18 protein-coding genes are annotated in these 21,559 nt (G+C 60.6%); 9 read left to right on the forward strand and 9 right to left on the reverse strand.

Annotated elements, in window-relative coordinates; all coding sequences use genetic code 11:
- Positions 1-18 precede the first annotated feature (18 nt).
- The gene (locus SH292x_RS20000; protein WP_442482794.1) at positions 19-1,434 is read right to left on the reverse strand and encodes a class II fumarate hydratase; all 1,416 of its coding nucleotides are present in this window, start codon (positions 1,432-1,434) and stop codon (positions 19-21) included.
- Positions 1,435-1,648: 214 nt separating this feature from the next.
- Here SH292x_RS20000 and trpC point away from each other — a divergent pair, with 214 nt between their 5' ends.
- Both trpC and SH292x_RS20010 read left to right on the forward strand, forming a co-directional pair.
- On the forward strand, positions 1,649-2,440 hold the full coding sequence (trpC, locus tag SH292x_RS20005; RefSeq protein WP_442482795.1) for an indole-3-glycerol phosphate synthase TrpC: 792 nt from the start codon (positions 1,649-1,651) through the stop codon (positions 2,438-2,440).
- 67 nt (positions 2,441-2,507) lie between these two features.
- Complete coding sequence (locus SH292x_RS20010; RefSeq protein WP_442482796.1) at positions 2,508-3,473, forward strand: mechanosensitive ion channel family protein; 966 nt, start codon at positions 2,508-2,510, stop codon at positions 3,471-3,473.
- Between the two features lie 76 nt (positions 3,474-3,549).
- Here the strand turns inward: SH292x_RS20010 and SH292x_RS20015 are convergent, their stop codons facing one another.
- Complete coding sequence (locus SH292x_RS20015) at positions 3,550-4,551, reverse strand: hypothetical protein (RefSeq protein WP_442482797.1); 1,002 nt, start codon at positions 4,549-4,551, stop codon at positions 3,550-3,552.
- Between the two features lie 154 nt (positions 4,552-4,705).
- Here SH292x_RS20015 and larC point away from each other — a divergent pair, with 154 nt between their 5' ends.
- A complete protein-coding gene (gene larC / locus SH292x_RS20020; RefSeq protein WP_442482798.1) occupies positions 4,706-5,878 on the forward strand; it encodes a nickel pincer cofactor biosynthesis protein LarC in 1,173 nt (390 codons plus the stop codon).
- Positions 5,879-5,893: 15 nt separating this feature from the next.
- On the forward strand, positions 5,894-6,235 hold the full coding sequence (locus SH292x_RS20025) for a hypothetical protein (protein WP_442482799.1): 342 nt from the start codon (positions 5,894-5,896) through the stop codon (positions 6,233-6,235).
- 71 nt (positions 6,236-6,306) lie between these two features.
- Here SH292x_RS20025 and SH292x_RS20030 read toward each other — a convergent pair whose 3' ends face one another.
- Together SH292x_RS20030 and mnmA are read right to left on the reverse strand one after the other, a co-directional pair.
- Complete coding sequence (locus SH292x_RS20030; RefSeq protein WP_442482800.1) at positions 6,307-8,349, reverse strand: thioredoxin domain-containing protein; 2,043 nt, start codon at positions 8,347-8,349, stop codon at positions 6,307-6,309.
- A 104-nt stretch (positions 8,350-8,453) separates the two neighbouring features.
- A complete protein-coding gene (mnmA, locus tag SH292x_RS20035; protein ID WP_442482801.1) occupies positions 8,454-9,587 on the reverse strand; it encodes a tRNA 2-thiouridine(34) synthase MnmA in 1,134 nt (377 codons plus the stop codon).
- A gap of 150 nt (positions 9,588-9,737) precedes the next feature.
- Between mnmA and prfB the strand changes: the two genes are divergently transcribed.
- A protein-coding gene (gene prfB / locus SH292x_RS20040; protein WP_442482802.1) for a peptide chain release factor 2 occupies positions 9,738-10,860 on the forward strand; the annotation gives its coding sequence in 2 pieces (ribosomal slippage) (positions 9,738-9,806 and positions 9,808-10,860; 1,122 coding nt in all).
- A 133-nt stretch (positions 10,861-10,993) separates the two neighbouring features.
- Entirely contained in the window at positions 10,994-11,497 is a 504-nt protein-coding gene (locus tag SH292x_RS20045) for a hypothetical protein (protein ID WP_442482803.1), read from the forward strand.
- 213 nt (positions 11,498-11,710) lie between these two features.
- On the opposite strand, the gene SH292x_RS20050 is transcribed toward SH292x_RS20045, so the two are convergent.
- Positions 11,711-11,941: a hypothetical protein gene (locus SH292x_RS20050; protein WP_442482804.1), complete on the reverse strand. Its 231-nt coding sequence runs from the start codon at positions 11,939-11,941 to the stop codon at positions 11,711-11,713.
- Between the two features lie 386 nt (positions 11,942-12,327).
- Here SH292x_RS20050 and SH292x_RS20055 point away from each other — a divergent pair, with 386 nt between their 5' ends.
- Entirely contained in the window at positions 12,328-12,747 is a 420-nt protein-coding gene (locus tag SH292x_RS20055; protein ID WP_442482805.1) for a secondary thiamine-phosphate synthase enzyme YjbQ, read from the forward strand.
- Here the strand turns inward: SH292x_RS20055 and SH292x_RS20060 are convergent.
- Positions 12,744-13,796, reverse strand: a complete 1,053-nt coding sequence (locus SH292x_RS20060) for a hypothetical protein (RefSeq protein WP_442482806.1) — start codon at positions 13,794-13,796, stop codon at positions 12,744-12,746. The two genes, SH292x_RS20055 and SH292x_RS20060, sit on opposite strands and share 4 nt — an antisense overlap.
- Positions 13,797-14,010: 214 nt before the next feature.
- On the opposite strand from SH292x_RS20060, the gene SH292x_RS20065 reads away from it, so the two are divergent.
- Positions 14,011-14,715: a J domain-containing protein gene (locus SH292x_RS20065; RefSeq protein WP_442482807.1), complete on the forward strand. Its 705-nt coding sequence runs from the start codon at positions 14,011-14,013 to the stop codon at positions 14,713-14,715.
- 12 nt (positions 14,716-14,727) lie between these two features.
- Here SH292x_RS20065 and SH292x_RS20070 read toward each other — a convergent pair whose 3' ends face one another.
- Positions 14,728-16,527, reverse strand: coding sequence for an arylsulfatase (locus SH292x_RS20070; protein WP_442482808.1), 1,800 nt, complete (start codon positions 16,525-16,527; stop codon positions 14,728-14,730).
- A gap of 459 nt (positions 16,528-16,986) precedes the next feature.
- Between SH292x_RS20070 and SH292x_RS20075 the strand changes: the two genes are divergently transcribed.
- On the forward strand, positions 16,987-19,824 hold the full coding sequence (locus SH292x_RS20075) for an MMPL family transporter (protein WP_442482809.1): 2,838 nt from the start codon (positions 16,987-16,989) through the stop codon (positions 19,822-19,824).
- A 289-nt stretch (positions 19,825-20,113) separates the two neighbouring features.
- On the opposite strand, the gene SH292x_RS20080 is transcribed toward SH292x_RS20075, so the two are convergent.
- On the reverse strand, positions 20,114-20,959 hold the full coding sequence (locus SH292x_RS20080) for a DUF3891 family protein (RefSeq protein ID WP_442482810.1): 846 nt from the start codon (positions 20,957-20,959) through the stop codon (positions 20,114-20,116).
- A gap of 6 nt (positions 20,960-20,965) precedes the next feature.
- On the reverse strand, positions 20,966-21,544 hold the full coding sequence (locus tag SH292x_RS20085; RefSeq protein ID WP_442482811.1) for a Uma2 family endonuclease: 579 nt from the start codon (positions 21,542-21,544) through the stop codon (positions 20,966-20,968).
- Between the last annotated feature and the right edge of the window lie 15 nt (positions 21,545-21,559).

The raw sequence follows: 21,559 nt of genomic DNA on the forward strand, positions 1-21,559 counted from the left end.
ATCTTAGACGTCGTTATCTTAAACGTCGTCGGGCCGCGTCATGCTGTCGTAGTCCATCAGCTCTTCGAGCCGCTCGATGGCCATCAGCTCTAACTCGGTGACCAACTCTTTGATGGTCTTGTTCTCTTTGTGGGCCCGCTTCGCGAGCTCGGCCGACTTCTCGTAGCCCACCTCGGGGGCAAGTGCCGTAACGTTCATCAGCGAGGCGTCGAGCAACTCGGCACATCGTTTTTCGTCGACTTCCAGGCCTTTGAGCAGCTTGTCGATGAAGACATTGATCACGTTCGCCAAGAGTTCGACCGACTCAAGGAAGGCGTCGATCATCACTGGCATCGCGACATTGAGTTCGAAGATCGAACCGACGCCACCCATGCCGGCCATGGTGACCGTGGCGTCGTTGCCCACCACGCGGCAAGCGACCTGCATCACGCTCTCGGCGATCACGGGGTTCACTTTGCCCGGCATGATGGACGAGCCCGGTTGAATAGCGGGCAGGATCAACTCGCCGATCCCGCAGCGAGGACCACTGCCGAGCAGGCGGATGTCGTTGGCGATTTTCGAGAGCGAGACAGCGATGGCCTTGAGCTCGCCGTGTGCTTCGACGAACGAATCCTTGGCGGCCTGGGCTTCGCAATGGTCCTCGGCCTCAGTAAACAGCACGCCCAGCTTGTTGGTCAGCGACTTGCACACGCGGCCCGCGAAATCGGGGTGGGCGTTGATGCCCGTGCCGACGGCGGTGCCGCCGATCGGCATGTTTTCTTGAATCCGAACCTTGGCACGCCCCGCGCGAATTTCGCAGTAGTGGGCCTGCGCTGCGTAGCCGGCGAACATCTGACCCACGCGAATCGGCGTGGCGTCCATCAAGTGGGTGCGGCCGACCTTGATGATCTTGTCCCACTTCTCGGCTTTGTGCTTCAGCTCTTTGTGCAGGCGTTCGAGCGCGGGTTCCAGCTGCTGGTCGATCAGCTTGGCCGCCGCGATGTGCATGGCGGTGGGGAAGGTGTCGTTCGACGACTGCCCCATGTTGACGTGGTCGTTGGGATGGACGCCCCCTTCGGCCTTGGTGGTCGCGCCGAGGCCGAGCTTCTCGTTGGCGAGCGCGGCGATCACCTCGTTGGCGTTCATGTTCGTCGACGTGCCGCTGCCGGTTTGGTAGACGTCGACGGGGAACTGGTGGTTGTGTTTTCCTTCGGCGATTTCGGCGGAGGCGGCGATGATGGCCTCGGCCAGCTTGCGGTCGAGCTTGCCAAGTCCCAGGTTGGCTTCGGCCGCCGCGGCCTTCAGTTCGCCGAACGCCTGAATGACGCTAGCCGGCACAGGGCGGTTGGCGATGGGGAAATTCTCGACGGCTCGCGCGGTGCTCGCGCCGTACAGGGCATCCATGGGCACCTGCATTTCGCCCATGGTATCGCGTTCAATTCGGTATTCGGTCATGACAATTGCCTATCAAAGTGGGTGTGCAAATCGGTTCGGCGCATGCTAGCACACACCCGCTCGCGCGCCGATAATAGGAGGTTCGTCCGGGTGGGGGAATGCCAAGTATTGTGATCCACCGGTGCCGGAATGATCAATGTCCAAGGACCCATGACCCGATGCGGCATGCGGGGGTCCTTGCCCTTCGCTTCGTGACTCTTGAAACTTACCCTCCATGTCCACCATTCTCGATAAGATCGTCGCCACCAAACGCCAAGAGATCGCTGCCGCCAAAGTGGGCCAGCCGCTCGCCGAATTGCGGGCGCAGCTGAAAGATGCCCCGCCGGTCCGCGATTTCCACGCGGCGATTGCCGCCCCCGGGCCGATCAAGCTGATCGCCGAGGTGAAGAAGGCGAGCCCGTCCGTGGGGCTGATCCGCGAGGACTTCGACCCCGTGGCGATCGCGAAGATTTACGAGCAGCATGGTGCGGCATGCCTCAGCGTGCTGACGGACGAGCAGTACTTCCAAGGGCATCTCGACTACCTGCGGGCGGTTCGCCAGGCCGTGGGCATTCCGGTGCTGCGGAAGGACTTCGTGCTCGACGAGTACCAACTGGTCGAAGCCCGCGTGGCGGGTGCCGATGCGGTGCTGCTGATCGCCGAGTGCCTGACGCCGGCGGAGCTAGCAACGCTGCACGCCCAGGCGAACGAGCTGGGGCTTACCGCTTTGGTCGAACTCTATGAGCCGGCAAACCTCGAGCACGTTCTGGCGGCTGGCGCAACGCTCATCGGCGTCAATAACCGCAACCTGCACACGTTCGAAGTCAACCTGAATCACACGCTCAACATCCGCAAAGCGGTGCCGGACGACAAACTGCTCGTCGGCGAGAGTGGCATCAGGACACACGCCGACGTCCGGCTGCTAGCAGACGCGGGTGTGAATGCGATCCTGGTAGGCGAATCGCTGATGCGGCAAGCGGACATTGGCCGAGCGGTGGACGGGCTTCTGGGAATAAGTTCCCATTGAGCGTCTGTGATGCTTTCTGATATTTAGGTCCCTGCATTCTTCCATTTTGGTGCTTTGGACCTAACCCATGTTCGTGCTCGCTCAAGCTGCCGCTGCTACTTCAACCACGCCGGTTGTCAAAGTGACTACTGCCAGCGTTCCCGAGCATGTCGTCGCGCTCAAGAAGCTGATGATGTTTCAGTTCGATCTGTCGCCGACGCAGTGGGTGTCGTTGGCCGAGTACTACGGTACGCGAGTCGCGCTACTATTCGTGCTGCTGACCCTTGCGTGGACGCTGGCCGGGTGGGCATCGGGCTTTGTGAAAACCAGCCTGCGAAAGTTGCGGTTCGACGAAACGCTCACCCTGTTCCTCGCCAAGCTCACTTGGTGGGGCATCATCCTACTTGCGGCGCTTGCGTGCTTATCCAGGTTTGGCGTCGAAACAGCAAGTTTCGCGGCCATCCTTGGTGCGACCGGCTTTGCGATTGGCCTCGCGTTTCAGGGAACCCTATCGAACTTCGCCGCCGGGGCCATGCTGTTGGTGTTTCGCCCCTACAAGGTAGGCGACATCGTCAACGTGGCGGGTTTCCTCGGCAAGGTGGACGAGATTGAGCTCTTCACCACCACAATCGACACCTTCGACAACCGCCGGATTATTGTGCCGAATAGCTCCATCTTCGGCGCGGTGATCGAGAACGTGACGTACCACAAAAAGCGTCGCGTCGATGTCGAGGTTGGAGTGTCGTACGCTGCCGATATCGACGAGACACGCCGCGTGCTGACCGAAGCGGCCAACGCCACCGAGGGTGCCTACACCGAACCCGAGCCAGCTATTGTATTGATGGCCCTAGGTGCGTCGAGCGTGGATTGGTCCGTACGCGTGTGGGCTCCCACCAGCGATTTCGGCGACGTGAAGCAAGCGCTCATTCGCTCGGTGAAGATGCATCTCGACGCCGCGGGGCTGGAGATTCCGTTCCCGCAAATGGACCTGTACGTCAAGCAGGTGGCGGGATCCAAGACGCAGCTCGACTCGCAATCGTTCCGCGCGGCGTAGATGCTCCAATTCTGTGGGAGGGCTCTCCGAGCCCGGTGAGTGCGGAAAGAGTCGGCCTCGGAGAGGCCTCCCACAATCAATCGGACAGAGGGTGCGCAATGCTCCGCGGATACACATCCGCCTCGGCGAATCCTGGCAGCAACCGCTGTTCGCACCTCGCGCGGCGTGACTCTTCGCGGTGCCGATAACCGTCGGCCAGATGCACGGTGACTTCGAGCACCAGCAGGTCGGCGCGGTTCATCACGTGCCGAGCGCTCCGGCGGCCGAGGCCATGGATCATCCCTTCGAGCACTTCGACGTGCAGGGCGATTACTTGTTGGGCGGACACGCGAGCATCGATGAGTAACTCGGCGAGGCGTGTAAGCTCTTCGGTTAGATTGCCCGAGCCCATGACGACGTAGGTTTGCAGCAGGCTTCTATAATGATCCACGAGCACCGTGGGGAGCGATCGCCGGGGCGTGCGTCCGGTGGTAGAGCCAAGCAAGCCTGGCAATTCGTCGCCCGCGTCGACTTCGCCCGAGTCAATCGCTTCGAGTTCGCTGAGCAGCGTTCGCTGTTCGCCCAGAAGTCGTTCGGCCTCGGCATGCTCGGCGGTGAGGCGCTGCCGTTCGGCCTCTACCAACCGGCTGTTTTCGCGGACCAGTTCGTGCCGGCGGATCGCGCGGGCGAACTCCCACAGCAGGCTGCGTGTGGTGGTTTGTTTCATCGAGCAGTAGGCGTCCGCGCCAACTTCGTACGCCAGCACTTCGAACGACTGCGGGGCTTCAACTCCCAGGACGATGATCGGTTCCTCATGCCCGCCGGTGCGAAGCGCCTCGACGAAATCAAGGGCGTCGAGCACGCCGGGCTCGTGGTACACCACCACGGCGTCGAACACCTCGTCGCGCATCATGGCAAGCCCCGCCGTCACGCCGACCGACTCGCGGAGGGTCACACGCGACGCATTGTCCGTGGCAAACGCCTCGGCAAGCCACGTGCTCGTGCGGTGAAGCGTCGTGACGTACAGCACCTTCAGCCGATCGGGGATCCGCGGCCTGAGCGTGCGATTGGCGGGAGGTGATGGGGCGAGGGTGCTCATGGTATAACGTCGTGCGGCTGCGAAGGGCTCGCGGGCCTATTTTGACTTCGAGACACTAGGGAATCTCGGCGAACCAGTCAACGTCGACGCCGCGGCCCACCGAGGCCTAGAATTCACGCCATCACAGCTCACTCGTATTGCTAGCAAGATCACCATGCGTATTGCCTACCTCGATAGTGCCAGCGGAATCAGCGGCGACATGACCCTCGGAGCCTTGGTCGACGCCGGTGTCGACATCGCCGCACTGCAAGCGGGCATCGATTCGCTCGGCCTGCCAAGCTGCAAGCTCGTTGCGACACAGGTCAAGAAGAAGGGCTTTCGCGCGACGCAAATTGTCGTCGAGCACGAACCCGAGCACGCCCATCGCCACCTGCACCACATCACGGCGATGATCGATCGCAGCACCCTGAGCGACAAGCAGAAAAAACTCGCCGGCGACATTTTCTTGCGTCTCGCTCAGGCCGAAGCCAAGGTGCACGGCAGTACTATTGAGAAGGTGCACTTTCACGAAGTCGGTGCGGTGGACTCCATTGCCGACATCATTGGCGCGGCGATTGGTTGGGACCTGTTGGGCGTGGACCGCGTCGTTTGCTCGCCCATTCCGACCGGTACGGGATTCATCCAAATTGCTCATGGCCGGTGCGCGATCCCTGCGCCGGCCACGGCAGAACTTCTCACCGGCGTGCCGCTGGCCGACTTCGCTCCCGAGGGCGAGCTCACCACGCCTACTGGTGCGGCGATCGTTACGACGCTCGCCAGCGAGTTCGGCCCCATGCCAGCGATGAAGATTGAGAAGATCGGTCTTGGGGCCGGCCAAAAGGACTTCGATCACGCCAACGTCCTGCGATTGATCGTTGGTGAAACAACCGATGCGCCAACCGGATTGCAGAGCGACAAGATTGTAGTGCTCGAAACGAACCTCGACGACACGCCGGGCGAGCAGATTGGCTACTGTGCGGAGCAACTCTGGCAGGCCGGTGCGCTCGACGTCGCCCTAACGCCTATCCAGATGAAGAAGGGCCGGCCAGGCGTGCAACTCACCGTGCAGTGCCCCCAAGACAAAGCCGATCTGCTGGAGGGCATCGTGTTCCGCGAAACCACCACGCTCGGACTTCGCCGGCAATTGGTCGAGCGACGAGTCCTTCCCCGCCGACACGTAGAAGTGGAGACTCCGCTTGGCGTGCTCCGCGGCACCGTCGCCACGCTCCCCGACGGCACCGAGCGTTTCGCCCCTGAATACGAATCGTGCCGCCGCGCCGCGGAGGCTTCGGGGACCAAGCTGGCGGAAGTTTACGCGGCGGCGAGCGCTGCGTTTGCACGGAACTAGTAGCAAGGAACAGCCATGCTCGCCATGCAGTTGGGTTCGATCCTGATGTTCCTCGCGGGTATCGCGCTGCTGACGGCGCTGCTCATGCGGCGGAGCTACCGGTACTTCGGCGGAAGAAAGCGGAGGTTCGACACGCGGCCAATCGACGCCCAGCCGCGACCGAAATCGAAGTGGGACGGGGCAATGCACGACAGCATGGCCGTTATCGAGCAGCAACAAGTCGAACTCGCCCAACTGAGCCGCGACGTGAACGGGCAACTCGACACGAAGATTCTAATCCTCCGCGAACTCATCGCCCGTAGCGAGAAGCAGATCGAACGGATGGAAGAGTTGCTCCGCGAAGGGCAGAAGATGTAGTGCGAGTCCCCTCTCCCCGACCCGGGTGAGGGTCTGGGAGAGGGGCCTTTCATCGCTTCAGCTCAGTAGCATCAAAGTTTCTCGATCGCCTTCTCAATCGCCGCGCGACCTACCACTGGTGCCTGGCAAGTGTGGTTCTCGCAAACGTAGAGAGCCACGTCACCGGCGGTATCGCGCCCCGCAAACAGATCATCGAGCACCGCCCCAGGTGTCGCTTCTTCGCGGGCCGCCACCAACGCCCGCGGCAAGAACTTCCGCTTCGCCGATGTGGCGAGCTCATTCGCTCCTGCCCCAACGAACACGAGCTCCGGCGTCGGCCCGACCCACAGGTCGAGCCCGATGAGCATCTCGCCGGTCGCCATTGGAATTTGCTGCATCAGCGGTGCGGCAGCGGCAAGGATCGCGTGGGCCGTGTCCAGATACTCGCTTCGGCCAGTGAGTTTGCCAAGGCGAATCAGTGCGAGCGCCGCCAGCGAATTGCCGCCAGGCGTGGCGTTGTCGGTCAGGTCCTTGTTGCGCGTGAGCAATTGCTCGTGATCGTCGGCGGTGAAGTAGAATCCCGCATCGTCGCCGCCGCTGAATCTCGCGAGCACGATACCCATCAATTCGGTGCTCGCGGCGATGTAACGCTCCTCGAACGTTGCTTCGTACAAGCTCACCAGCGCATTGGCGAGCGCGGTGTAGTCGTCGAGGTACGCGGCGAGCTTGGCCGTGCCGCCGCGCCACGTGTGTAGCAACCGCCCGCCCGTGTCACGCATATTCGCCAGGATGAAATCAGCCGCCTTCTTGGCCGCCGCAATGTATCGTTCCTCGCCCAGGCATGCTCCCGCCCGGGCGAAGGCGTCGATCGCCAGACCGTTCCAGCTCACCAGCACCTTGTCGTCGAGGCCGGGGCGAACTCGCTTCGCACGAACCGCAAGTAGTTTCTCGCGGCTCGCGGCAAGCTCCGTTCGAAGTTCCTCCACGTCACGACTGAGTAACTTCGCTTGTTGCTCGATGGTCTTTGGCAAATTAGCAATGCTGTGCCCCTCGAAGTTACCCCGCTCGGTGATGTCGTACACACGCGAGAACGTCTCGGCCGCCGCGTCGCCGAGCACCTCGCGGACTTCGCTGGCCGTCCACACGTAGAACTTGCCCTCGACACCCTCGCTGTCGGCGTCTTCGGCGCTGTAGAAACCACCGGCCGGGTCGCACATGTCACGGAGCAAGTAGTCGAGCGTCTCGGTCACCACCGTGCGATAACGCTCTTCGCCACTCACTTGGTAGGCTTCGAGATAAACCACCGCGAGCAGCGCGTTGTCGTACAGCATCTTCTCAAAGTGCGGCACCAGCCAACGCGCGTCGACGCTATAGCGAGCGAAGCCGCCGCCGAGGTGGTCGTACATGCCCCCTTGATACATCTTGTCGAGCGACAGTCGCACGATGTCCCACCAGCGATCGAGCCCCGAACGTTTCCACCAGCGGAGTACGAGTTGCAGTTCGAAGGGATGGGGGAACTTCGGCGCTTCGCCGAATCCGCCGTAAATGGGATCGAACATGCGTTCGAGCGAATGCGCGGCGGCGCTCAAGATGTCGGCGTTCAAGGGCACACGTACGCCCTCGGCACCCTTGCGGGTGATCTGTTCGAGCTCGCCGGTCAGTTGCTCGGCACCGGCGAGAGCCTGATCGCGGCGATTCGACCACGCGTCGTCCACCGCCATCAGCACCTGATCGAATCCGGGCATGCCACGCGACGCGGTGGGTGGCCAGTAGGTGCCACCGTAGAATGGCTTCAGGTCGGGCGTCAGGAACACGCTCATCGGCCAGCCGCCGTGTCCCGTCATCAGCTGCACGGCGTTCATGTAGATCTGATCGAGATCGGGCCGCTCCTCGCGATCGACCTTGATGCAAACGAACTTCTCGTTCATCAGCCGCGCGATGCGAGGGTCTTCAAAACTCTCGTGCTCCATCACATGGCACCAGTGACACGACGAGTACCCAATCGAAAGAAAGATCGGCTTCTCCTCGTCCCGCGCCCGCGCAAGCGCCTCGGGCCCCCACGGATACCAGTCCACGGGATTGTTTTGATGCTGAAGCAGATAGGGCGACGTTTCGCCTGAGAGTTTATTGGGCATAATGGAAACCATGTCGATTATTTAGCCACGGATACACACGGATTAGCACGGATGGACGTCAAGTTCTATCCGTGTCGATCCGTGTTCATCCGTGGCTGAACGGATTAATCAATCCATCCCCCGCCCAGCACGCGGTCGGTGTCGTAGCACACCACCGCTTGTCCGGGGGCGACGGCGAATTGGGGTTCGTCGAAAGTGACCGAAAGGCGACCGCCCTCCTGTCGCATGAACTCCGCCGGCGCGGCGGGGGCGTTGTACCGTATTTGGGCGAGGCCGCGGAGCGGCTGGTCCACGGGAATTTCGGTGAGCCAATTGCAGTCGCTGGCCGTAAGTTCGCGGCGACCGAGTTCTTCGCGGTCGCCCAGCACGACGCGGTGCGTATCGGGTTCGATGCGGACGACGAACTTCCGTTCGCCAAGCGCGACGCCAAGGCCCTTGCGCTGCCCCACCGTGAACCCTTCGATACCCGCGTGCTGGCCGACCACCTCGCCCGAAGTAGTAACGAACTCGCCAGGCGTCGTCTCGCCTTCGCGGCGGCGTTTCACGAACTCGTCGTAACGGCCGCTCGTGACGAAGCAAATCTCCTGGCTATCCTTCTTCTCGGCGACGTTCATACCGACCTTGGCCGCCAGTTCGCGAATCGCCGGCTTACGATACTCGCCCACCGGTAGCATCATTCGCTTTAGGTAATGTTGCTTGATGCCGAACAGCACGTACGACTGGTCCTTGGCATCGTCGATGCCGCGAATCAGAGCCGCTTCGCCGTCACGCTCGACCATTCGCGCATAATGCCCCGTCGCCACGAACTCGGCATTCACCGAATCGGCATAGTCGAACAGCTTGCCAAACTTGATCCAGTTGTTGCACTGCACGCAGGGATTTGGCGTGCGACCTCGTACGTACTCGGCGGTGAAGTAGTCCATGATCCGCCCGAACTCTTCGTTCAGATCGATGGCATAGAACGGAATATTGAGTCGATCCGCCACGCGCCGCGCGTCCTCGGCATCGGCCGCCGTGCAGCACCCCTGCTTGTGATCGAGCCTCGCAATGGGAAGTTGCAACGAAGGCTTCGGGTGAGTCGGGTCGTCCCCGACCCCGGACGCGAGGTTGCATACTGCCGGGCTCTGTTCGCCATGGCGCATGAAGACGCCGACCACCTGGTGACCCGCTTCGAGAAGCAAGTGGGCCGCCACGCTCGAATCGACCCCTCCGCTCATTGCCAGGACCACGCGTGCCATGATTGCAGCATAGGCACGAGACGGGCTGCGAACAACGGCCCGCCCTCGCGGGTCATGCGGTAGGTACTTATAATTCCGTAGCCGGAGTCGACAAGACTTCGGTTTTCAAAACCCTGCGAGCCCCCGCTACTCGAGAAAGCGCACGCCACCATGGAAAAGGAATACGTCGACCGCACGGGCCACATTCAGGAGGCCCTGACGCAGCTCAGGGACTCTCTTTGACTACGCCACTAAAAAGGCACGCATAGCGGAGATTGAAGCCGAGCAGGGTCAGCCCAGCTTCTGGGACAACCAAGAGAAGGCCCAGGAGAAAATCGGCGAGATGAAGTCGCTCGGCTCCATCGTGGGGCCGCTCGACGTGGCGATGGCGGCGGCTGACGACCTGGTGGCGATGGTCGAGATGGCCGACGAGGACGAAGACCTTGCCGCCGAAGTCCCCGCCGAGGTTGCGCGGATCGAAGAGCTCATCGAGAAGCTGAAGCTCAGCGCCTTGCTCTCCGGCACGCACGACGCCGCGGGGGCCATCATGAGCATCAACGCCCGCGACGGCGGTACCGACGCCAACGACTGGGCCGAAATGCTGCTGAGGATGTACATTCAGTGGGCTAGCAAGAACGACTACAAGGTCGAGCTGATCGACCGTCAGGATAACGACCAGGCGGGCATCAACAGCGCCACGATCGCAATCCGCGGCCCCATGGCCTACGGCTACCTCCGCGGCGAAACCGGCATCCACCGTTTAGTTCGGATCAGCCCGTTTAACTCCGAAGGCAAACGCCAGACGAGCTTTGCCGCCATCGACGTATCGCCCGAAGTCAACGACTCCGTGGACATCGAAATCGATGAAGACGATATCCGCGAAGACACGTATCGCGCCAGCGGTGCCGGCGGCCAGCACGTCAACAAGACCGACTCGGCGGTGCGGCTGACGCACATCCCAACCGGCATCGTGGTGCAGTGTCAGAACGAACGATCGCAACACAAGAACCGCGCCACCGCGTGGAAGATGATTCGCGCTCGGATGGCCCGCATTGAGGAAGAGAAACGCGAGGCGGAGGATGCGATCAAGTACCAACAGCAAGCCAAGAGCGGCTTTGGCTCGCAGATTCGCAACTACTTCCTGCACCCTGACCAACGCGTGAAGGACGCCCGGACAAAGTTCCAGATGGGAAGCTTCCACGCGGTGCTCGATGGCGATATCCAAGGCTTCCTCGACAGCACCCTCCGCTGGCGCGCGGGACAACCCGTGGTCGACGACGATGACGACGATTGAGTCCCTACTCGAATTCCAAGTTAGCCCATGGCGGAAGCCTTGGGTTTTTCCGCATCACGCACAGCTTCAAATGGCAATCAACAAACCCCCGACTTCCGTCGGGGGATAATGAGCAACTGCAGTTCTTGGTTCGATGACTGATATCCCACGCGCGACCCTCGAAAAGCTGAACGACAATGGAAGCGGCCTGCGCGTCGACTTCCATTGGCTCGGCGATCGCTTCGGGCACACCATCGCGGCGGTGAAAGATGGCGTGGCCACCATCGAATGGAAAAGCGTCGACGACGATCCGCTTGGGCCTGTGTATCAAGAACTACACGAGCAACAGACCGACGGCGGCAAGATTCTATTCCTTAACGGCGCGGGGAATGGAACGCACTGGTCGGCGAGTGTCCTGTTCGAGGCCGAAGGGTGCCTACTAACGTTCGACGTCGCGGCCCGCGTGCGTGAAGAACCGCTGGAGCGGGCGATCGAATATCGAGGGCATTTCGAAGTAAAACCGATCATCACTTCAAGCCACCTGCATGATGCTACCCATCGCCATTTGGACGAAACCGGAAAGCTAGTTCTATTTCTAACTGACGTTGCGGAAGTGAAGTCACCTGTCACGCTTCGTTACAAGTACGCTTTTCAATAGCCGGAGGCACACCTGCCTCCGCGAAACGAGTTCCATTGGACGACCCCACTCTTTCGCGGCCCGCGTGGCGGCCCGGCTATCGAGGGTCACCCTAGCGCAAACAAAAAACCGCTGGCTTCGTTTGGAAGCCAGCGGTTTTTGTGTGTGGGTCAACCTTGCGAGTTCTCGCGTCGAACGACTCTCCTCATCCTGAGAAGCTCAGCTCGACCGAAATCAGTCGCGGGGGCGCACAGCGCCGGTCAGGCCGCTGTAGTCGAAGCGGTCTTCGTCGTGCCACAGGGGATGGCCTTGGCGAACGCGCTCTGCCAGGATTTCCAGCTTCTCGGGCGAACCGGCCGGAGCGCTGGTGGGCTGGAACGTGTCGTCGACGCGGGGCACGAAATCCTCATCGTGGCCATACTTCAGAATGGCGTCGAAAACATTGTCTAGTTTGTTGTCAGGCATCGTACTCTCTCAATTATCCGATACAGTTGCCGGCCGAGGGCGGGATAGTGGGCCAGCGTGTCAGGGAAGCTCTGCAGCCGCCAAAGGTGAACCTACACCGCTGCGGAGAATGAAGAACTGGTTAACTTGAACGCACGATTATTACTGGAGAAATTTGGAAGTCAAGTTTTTCGAAGGGGACTTGACTCCAGATTTTTGGCCTTTTTTTGCGACTTCTGGCAAAATGTCCTAGATGGCGAAGTCTGGATAGCCTGCCAAGAAAAGGCAATTTAGGGGCTTCGGATTGCCGGAGTAATTTCCCGTACACCAAAACCGGCGCTAGTTTCGCCTCACAGAAGTCGCCAACCTGGAGAGAATTCTACCCCCACTCGCGAGGTCTCAACGCCATGCCCTGGTCGCAGCGCCAACTCAAATTCTCCCCGTTTCGCCGTGGTTTTCACCTCATCACCGGTGAGGTCGTTCGCCAGGTCCCGGAGATCCGAACCACCACTACGGGGTTACTCAACCTGTTCCTCCAGCACACTTCGGCGAGCCTCACCATCAACGAGAACGCCGACCCGGACGTTCAGGTCGACTTGGAGGCCTCGATGAACGCCATCGCCCCCGAGTCGTTCCCGTACGTCCACACGTGCGAAGGCCCCGACGACATGCCCGCGCACGTCAAAAGTTCACTGCTGGGAGCATCGCTCACCATCCCGATTCAAGATGGACAGTTAGCACTTGGGACTTGGCAGGGGATTTACCTCGTCGAGCACCGCAATCGCGCGACCCCGCGGCGGGTGCTGGCGACGGTTTGGGGCGACTAGTTGGGGGGTGGGGGCTCGGGGCTGGGGACTGGTAAATCGGTGTCGGCCGTAGGCGCCGGTGTGGCAGCCTCTTTGTTATTTCCGAACCAGCCACTGACGGCGCGGGTAGCATCTCCCAACAGTTTGCCCGTTAGCAAATCCTGGGTGATTGTCGACTTCTCGGTCGAGAAATTCTCCCACACGGCGGCGATGTAGGGCTGACTGACCTCCGCCAGCGTGTTGTAGTAGCCGCGGGAGTGGATGTCCGTGAGAGCCACTCGGTAATGGTCGACCACGTGTCGATCGAACAAGCTGCCCGCGATCGTGATTCCCGAAAGCGCCCCCTGCCCTGCCCTGCCGAGCCGGTTGAGCGTGTGGAGCGTCATCGCGCCGGAGACTTCCAGCAGCGTCACTTCTTCTCCGCGTGCCACCTCGTGCATCTCGCGCCACAGCCGATCGATCTCGGCCGCGGGCAGCACCTTGGTGGGGTCAATCTTACTAACCGAGTTCGTGGTTTGCTCTATCGCTTGGGTGATTCCTTCGATCGACAGCGGTGGCGTGTCGAAAACTTGGGCACTCAAGGCCGACGACTCGCGAATCGCTTCGAGTAAATCGCTCGCGTGGTCGATGGTCGAGTCCTCGGCGATCACCCCTTCGCGTTTGAGTTCGAGCGACAACTCTTTTAGGTAAGTCTGCGAGCCATATGCGACGTCGCTGACCACGGCGAGTAACAATGCCGGCGAAAGGTGCAATGTGGCAAGGCTCGCCATTTCGACGAACCCACCGACCGTTTTCTTGGCAACGTAGCCTTCGATCTGTGGCGTGTCGTTCTCGCTGCCGGCGAGCTTCACGCCCGCAATATCACGGGTCATGAAGTCGAGGCCCTGCTGCACGACGATCTCGTAGCTCTTCGAACTACGAAACGCCTGCGGCAACAGCAGGTTCGCGCCCTCGCGCACCATCCCGCCGGCAACCCCAACGGTGCTTCGAAGCGCGCGCTCGGGGAGACTCAGCGTGTAGAGCAAATAGTTGTGGATGCTGCCTTCGGTGGGTATGTCAGGATCGTTCATCGGCACTTGGTTGGATATGGAGAAACCCCTTACCGCGACTTGTCGCTCAGCCCGAGCAAGCTGCTGGACTCCATTTACGCGGATTTCGCATGGGGCGTCGAGATAGGGGTGAGTCGGTCGGCACCTTGGTACTTCGTCCGCGTGGTGCGATTCTTGCCCTCGTTGTGTATAATTGGCCGGGTCTTGGTGGCTTCGCAAAACGTGGATGGTAGTTATGGCCGACGAGCTGGATAAACCTGTAGCCGCCTCCGCACTCGACGCGGCCATCGAACGCAACGCGGGCATCGTGAAGCGTTCGCGACGCAAGCGGCCGTTCCTCGAAGTGCTGGGCCTATCGGTTCCCGTCACGCCCGCCGACGTGCGGCACGCGTTTCTCGAGAAGGCCAAGGAAGCCCATCCCGACAAAGGGGGCGATTCGCAGCAGTTCAAAGCCCTGCAATCGGCGTTCGAAGAAGCCCTGGCTTTCGCGCAGCGCAACGGCAAACGCTTGCCCTGGATTGGCTTGCAGATGCCGCTGTACATCGCCCAGCGCGAGATCGTGCGGCTGGTCGAATCGTGGGGTGGCCGGGCCGAGGTGCAGCAACTCGACTGGCTCGAAGACACCATCGGCCAGGACTTCACCGCCATTGCCGATCGTTTGGTCGAGATTGACCTCACCGGCTGCGAAGTGGGCAACACCGAGCTCCTGCTGCTGGCCGATCACTCGGAAGGACTTCAGTTCCTCGAAGTCTTACGGCTCGCGAATACCGACGTCGCGGACACGGGCGTGATGAAAGTCACGGCCGCAAGTAATCTGCGCTACCTGGACGTTCGCGGCACGGCAGTTAGCCGACAGCTTCGTAAGCAACTTGCGCGACTACCACAAATGCATCGCGTCGAGGGCGAAGGTGGCTGGTTTGATTGGTTGCCGTGGCGCTAGCATGCACCAACGTTACGGAGACGCGGTGGTGACTTTCGGCGGTGCGGCAGGTTGCGCTGCGGGTGTCGGCTTTTCACCACCATTCTGCGTTTCCGCTTCTGGCTTGGGCCAGTACGGAGTCAGCGGCAACACACCCGCTCGCGACGCCCAGGCTCCCCACATGCCGCTCAGTTCCGCCACGCGCTCGGGCTCGTCTTCGGCCAAGTCGGTGAGTTCGCTGGGATCTTCCTTCAAGTTGTAGAGCTGCCAACTTCCCGTCGCTCCACGAGCCACCAGCTTCCAATCACCGTGGCGAACGGCTCGATTGCCCTCGTGTTCCCAGAACAGCGGCTCTTTGCGTTCCAATGGTTTACTCGCAAACGCCGGGATCAGGCTGACTCCTTCGACGGGAGTGATCGCCTGATCGCCCTCGTGGAACTTCTCGGGGTACGTGGCGCCTGCAAGTTCAACAAGCGTCGGCATGATGTCGATCAGGTGGCCCGGCTGGTGTTCGAGGTCGCCACGTCGCGAAATACCTCGCGGCCAGTGGGCGATGAGCGGCGTCGCGATGCCACCTTCGTGAACATAGTGCTTGAACAAACGAAACGGCGTGTTCGAGGCGTTCGCCCATTCGCGGCCCACTTCCATGTAGGTATTGGCTGGACCGGGCATCACGCCACGACCCCAAAGCACCGGCTGCCCGTCGCGTGTAAACTCTGGCACCGAGGCCAATTGGACCTCGTCTTTTCCCATGGGATCGGCTGGCTCCAGCTTATCGCGCATTTCACGGGCCTGGTTGCTGCGACCTTCTTCGGCGCAAGCACCATTGTCTTGCAAGTAGAGAATCAGTGTATTATCGAGCTGCCCGGTGTTGCGAAGCGTTTCGACCACGCGGCCGATTCCTTGATCCATCGAGTCGATCATCGCGGCGTACGCTTCCATTCGCGCGGCTTGCCAGTCCTGCAGTTCTTCGTGCTGCCACTCCTTCACATGCGGCGCGAGTTCGGCATTTTCGGGCACCAACCCCTCGGCCTTCATCCGCGCAAGGCGGGCTTCGCGCATCTTGTCCCAACCCTCGTTGTACTTCCCTTTGTACTTCGCCATGTCGGCCGGCTTGGCATGCAACGGCCAATGGGCAGCCGTGTACGCCAGGTACATCATGAACGGCTTCTGGCGATTGTGCTCGCGAATCATCCGTGATGCGTTGTCCGACAAAGCATCGGTGTAGTAGTAAGACTCGGGGTTCTCGGGCGCGATCAATTCCTCGTCACGTACCAACATGCCGGGATCGAAGTAACTTCCGGCACCTTGAATGGTTCCGTAGTAACGATCAAACCCGCGTGACAAAGGCCAGTTGTCGCGGTTGATCTTGTCCTCCTCGACTTGCTGTCGCTTGGGGGCGGGCGTCACGTGCCACTTGCCCACCATGTAGGTGTTGTAGCCAGCGGGACGTAGCACTTCGGCCAGAGTGACACACTGACGATTGAGGTCGCCCGCGTAACCACCCGTACCTTGGTAGCCCGTCATCCAGCCCATGCCGGCTTGGTGGGGATAGAGGCCCGTGAGTAAGCTTGCCCGGGTGGGGCAGCACCGCCCCGTGTTGTAGAAGTGGGTGAACCGGACGCCTCCCGCGGCGAGCTTGTCCAAGTTGGGCGTCGCGATCTCGCCACCGTAGCAGCCAATATCGGAATAACCGATATCATCCGCCAGGATGACGATGATGTTGGGACGCTGTTCGGCCGCCGTAACGACTGGCGTAAGCGCCAAAGGCGCAAGCGCACACGCAATAAATCGCAACACCGCCTTCGGCCTTGCGGAAGCAAGCCAGCTCATATCAACAGCCTGGTGGGTAAGATTCGCCTTTAATCGTTCCGTAAATTGCGACAAGAGAAGTAACCTGCCCCGATTGGGAGGGACAGGCAACCCTGCGCAAGATTGTAGCATGCCACACCCCCCCGGGGCCAACACCCCGCGGCGAAGCGGCTCGCTTCTGGGCACTACGCGAAAACACGGGCAAAGTTCGCTGGAGCGCCGTTTATTCGGATGCTAGCGGTCCTGAGGCCACCGCACCGTGGCTATCCGCAAATAGTGTAACGCGCAGGAACATCTACCGTAGGTGGATTAGGAGGAACTTTACCTAGGTGCTCGACGCTCAATACGCCCCAAAAGGCGGGGCTGTCCACTAGGACAATTGCCGCAACCGGGTTAACATCATGGACTTCGGACCACGAGCAAGCGTTGCTGCGCCTGCGCGTCGAGACTCCGCAGCTACTCACCCCCCGCCGATAATCGATGTTCGCATTACTTGGAAATTGGGTGAACCGCCATTGGCGGTTGATTCTCATAGGCTGGATCGTTCTGGCGGTTGGCTTGAAGCTAGTCGCCCCGAGTTGGGACAAGGTAGCTCTCGACGGCGACTTCGACTACCTGCCCAAGGATTCTACGAGCCGACGGGGACTCACGCTTCTGCAGGAGGCGTTTCCGGACGAGAAGGTCAAGAGCACCATCGTGCTGGTCTTCGCACGCAAAGAAGCACCGCTGACGAAACCGGACCGCCAGTTCGCGCTCGACGTGGCCACGCAGCTCAATGGACTCGGGCAGGACACCTTCCACAATCTGGACCAGCTTCGCGAGCTGCTGAGAACCAAATTCAAGGTCGATCCCGAAAAGGTTCGACTCAACTCGATCCTTCAGTCGGCAGCCGTTCCACCCGGCGATGCCGCAGCCGATCCTGCTGCTGCGACCACGCCCAACGATAGCACGCTGGGCTTGACTAGCGAACAGGTGAAGGAAGTCGTTCAGACGTTCGTCAAGGAGCACGGCAAAGAAGTGCCCGATCCGGCGACGACCCCTCTACGAACTGTCGGAGCATTGGTTAGCTACGTTACGCCTCCGCTGCCCTGGGCGGATGACCAGAATCGTGTGTGGACCGAGCTGACGCCCGTCGTTGGCCCCATGCTCAAGAACACTCGCCGCGGCCACGCCAATGGCGCCAACGGATCGCGAGGCGAGCGACAGATCGAAGGTCACGCCGTAATGGTGGTCGGTCGCCTGACCACCGACATGATGGCCATCGAGAACGTACCAATCCTCAATGCCGTAGCCCAACTAGTCGACGAAGCGCGAGTGAGTGCAAAGCTCCCCGAAGGGCTCGAAATTGGACTGAGCGGCTCGACGCTCATCGGCGGCGACATGCAGTCGTCGGTCCAGGACAGCTTGAAGAGCACCGAGTTGACCACCATCATTCTCGTGCTTCTCTGCCTGCTGCTAATCTATCGTGCTCCGCTGCTGGTCATCATTCCCATGGCGACGATCGCTGTGAGCCTGAGCGTTGCCTTCGACGTCGTTGCCCTGATGGCCGACAACTTCGGCCCCGGCGACGTCACCATCGCGGGCTACACCAGCACGTTCACTATTTTCACGACGACCAAGATTTTCGTGATCGTGATTCTCTTCGGCGCCGGGACCGACTTCTGTTTGTTCCTGATTGCTCGCTTCAAAGAAGAGCTGGGCCTGGGTACCGAACTGCCCAAGGCCGCCGGCACCGCCATCTCGCACGTGGGCGACGCCCTCACCGCGAGTGCCTTCACCACCATCCTTGGTCTCGCCACGATGTTCTTCGCCCAATACGGCAAGTTCGTCTACTCGGGCCCCGTCGTTGCCATCTGCCTGTTCATCGCCCTCGTGGCTTCTCTGACGCTTGCTCCTGCCATGCTGCGGGCGTTCGGCAAGTTCGTTTTCTGGCCGTTCGGCGTGGAGACCGATAAGCACGATGAGCTCGAACGATTGCCGTTCGACGAGCAGATGAAGCGAATTTCGCCCCTATGGGACTTTGTCGCCAAGGCGGTGATGCGATACCCAGGCGTGATCCTGTGGGTATCTTTGGGCCTATCGGCCGTGTTCATCATCGAAGGTTTGAGCGTCGAAGTGACGCACGACTTCATGAACGAACTCGCCGACAACCGGCCTACCAAGCAGGGCACCAACCTGATCCGCGAGTACTTCCCGCCTGGCGAGACGGCCCCGATGACCGTGATGGCCACGCTACCAGAAGGTGGTCTCAACGACGCTGGCAACTACGACATCGCCTTTCTCAATACGTATCTATACAACATCCCCGGCGTCATGGACGTCCGCAGTCTGTACAAGCCACGCGGCGGCGATCCGAGTAGCAGCGAAAACCTCACCGAACTCACCGTCGCTAGTAGCCCCCTCGCGAAAAGCACGTTCGTGTCCGAGACGGGTCCCTACGCGGGCAAAGTGACACAGCTTCACTTGGTGCTCGATCAAGACCCCTTCTCCCGCGAAGCGCGAGCCCTCGTCGACACGATCGAAGAGAAGCTGAAGCCGATCTCCAAGGGCGAACCACTAGCCGAGCTGAAGCCCGACTGGTTTGCTGGGAGCCAACAGAGCTGGGACACCATTCGCGAAGGTATGCCGGCGTGGAAGGGTGCGACGTTCGAATTGGTGGGAACTTCCCCCGCCATGCGCGACCTCGCTAACGTAACCGCCGAGGACGAAGTAACCATCAAGATCCTGGTGGTGCTCTCCGTGCTCGCCGTGATCATGGTTATCCTCCGCCGGCCCATCGTTTGTCTGTACCTGATTCTTACCGTGCTGCTCTCCTACTACGCCACAATCGGCATGACGGAGATGTTCTTCAACTGGTACTACCAAGGCACCTTCGACGGGCTCGACTGGAAGGCTCCCATCTTCTTGTTCGTGATCCTCATCGCCGTGGGGCAAGACTACAACATCTACCTCACCACCCGCATCGTTGAAGAACAGGCCAAGCTGGGACCACACCGCGGGCTTCGCAAAGCGATGGTGCAAACCGGTGGCATCATCACCAGTTGCGGCATCATCATGGCAGGCACGTTCGTCGCCATGACATCGGGCACGCTACGAGGCATGATCGAGCTCGGCTTCGCCCTGTCGCTCGGCGTGCTGCTCGATACGTTCTTCGTTCGCACCATCGTGGTCCCCTGCTTCTTCTCGCTACTTGCGGGCAAGGAGCCCAAGGAGGAAACCGAGGCGAAGAAACGTGAGGCGGCGGCGGAAGGTTCTTCCCGACTCGGTAGCGCCCCGCACCACTCGCACACTTCGGCGGTTAGCGAATCGGCCAGCTAGCACCGCTTCTGCCGGTGTCAGCTTCGCTTTACACTTGCTGCGGCAATTCGTGCAAAGTGGTCAGAAAAGCCGGCAGTTAATGCGGTCGTGTGTGAATTTTTTGGTTTTTCCGAGCGCGACGATTGACGAATCCGTACCGACTCGGGAAACTGTTGGAGGTGAGGGGGAGGAGAACTCATACCGACCCATCCAGCTGTTCGCACACCGCACTGATATACATCTTCGATTCAGCGAATAGCGACGCCGGAGGAACCTTAACGGGTTCCTCCGGTTTTTTTATGCGCTCGCATCAAGCCTCACTTTGCGGAAGCAGCTTCCATCTCAATCGCATCGGCGAGCGATTCTTCGCCAGCTCAGCGGTGGTCGCGTATGCTTTCGCCGGGACGGCGTAACCGAGTGCATCGACTTCAATGAATGGCACTTCGAAGCACCAAGGCGTCACACCGACATGCCAAGTGAAGTCGGCCGAAGAACTGGGGCGAGGTTCGAACGTCACCGGCGACTTCGCGAGCGGGCCTTCGCCGAGTGTCATCGCGTCGCACAGTTCGTCACCCGGACTCGCCGGACACAGACAGCAGAGCCACAGACTGAGCCAGTCGAATGTTCGTAGCCATCCCAAACACTCGTCCGCGAGCGACTGCGTGTGCACCGGGCGATTGATCGACCGCCACTCGGCGAGCCACGCGGTACGCCATTCACCAATCTCAGCAAGCCACTGCTGGCTGACGTCGAGCTTTGCATGGTGCGACTCGCGAAGCAGATGTTCGAAGTGCCCCGCAACCGACCATCCTGCAATTGGACCAATCTGCCGAGCTCGAATCACCGAGTCCCGCCACATCTGCAGGGCGTCCGTCGGTGGTAGTTCAGTGAATGAGTAAGGCCGCTGATGCTCGGCATCGATGCCAGGATCCGCTTCCCACGCCGTCCAACCATCGTCGTGATGCAAAATGGCGGCAAGCATCTCGCGGCGGACTTCCTGAAGATGGAGATCCTTCGAGTCGGCGGAGCAAACCACGCTCGCCACCTCGCCCCCCCACGCCGCGGCGAGTTCACCGCTCACCCGCGCGTGCTCAACCTGCGAGATCAAGAGCCACTTCTCGGGCGATTCGCCCAGCGGAACATTGCGTCGAATCATGGCGGGTTAGCGGGCGTGGAGAAACAGATCGGCAACCTTGACTGAGAATCCAGGTACAACCTCTTCACCGGACAGCGACTGCTCCTCGGTCAGAACGCAAATGTTATCGAGAGACCGATACACGGCGACCGTTCGACCGCGAGAATACACCACCCAAACCGCCTTGGCTCCGGCGGCGAGCCACTGTCTCGCCTTCTCATCTACTTCGTCGGCCGTATCTCCGGGAGATACTACTTCGATCGCAAGTGCTGGGGCTTCGGGAAAGTACTTCTCGGTGAAGCCAACTGCATCGAGACGGTCCTTCGTAACGAACGCCACGTCGGGCGCGAGCACCGTATCCGGACGACGTGCAACAAGAAACCCCACTTCCCCCGTCACAACATCGCCTAGCTCGTGCTCATCCACATACTCTCCGAGCAAACTGGCTATGCGGCGTTCAAACGACCCATGCCCAAATCCTGTTGGCGACATTAACTTCACCCTCCCCTCAATGAGCTCGCACCTCTGGCCGTGGTAGTCGCGTAGCAACTCGTCCGCGGTCACCAATTGGGGTTCGGCAGTCGGCTTGATTTCGGCAGTGCTCATGCTGTCATCTTAGCA

The organism is Aeoliella fuhlenseeensis, assembly GCF_052161615.1.
Classification (GTDB): Bacteria; Planctomycetota; Planctomycetia; order Pirellulales; family Lacipirellulaceae; genus Aeoliella.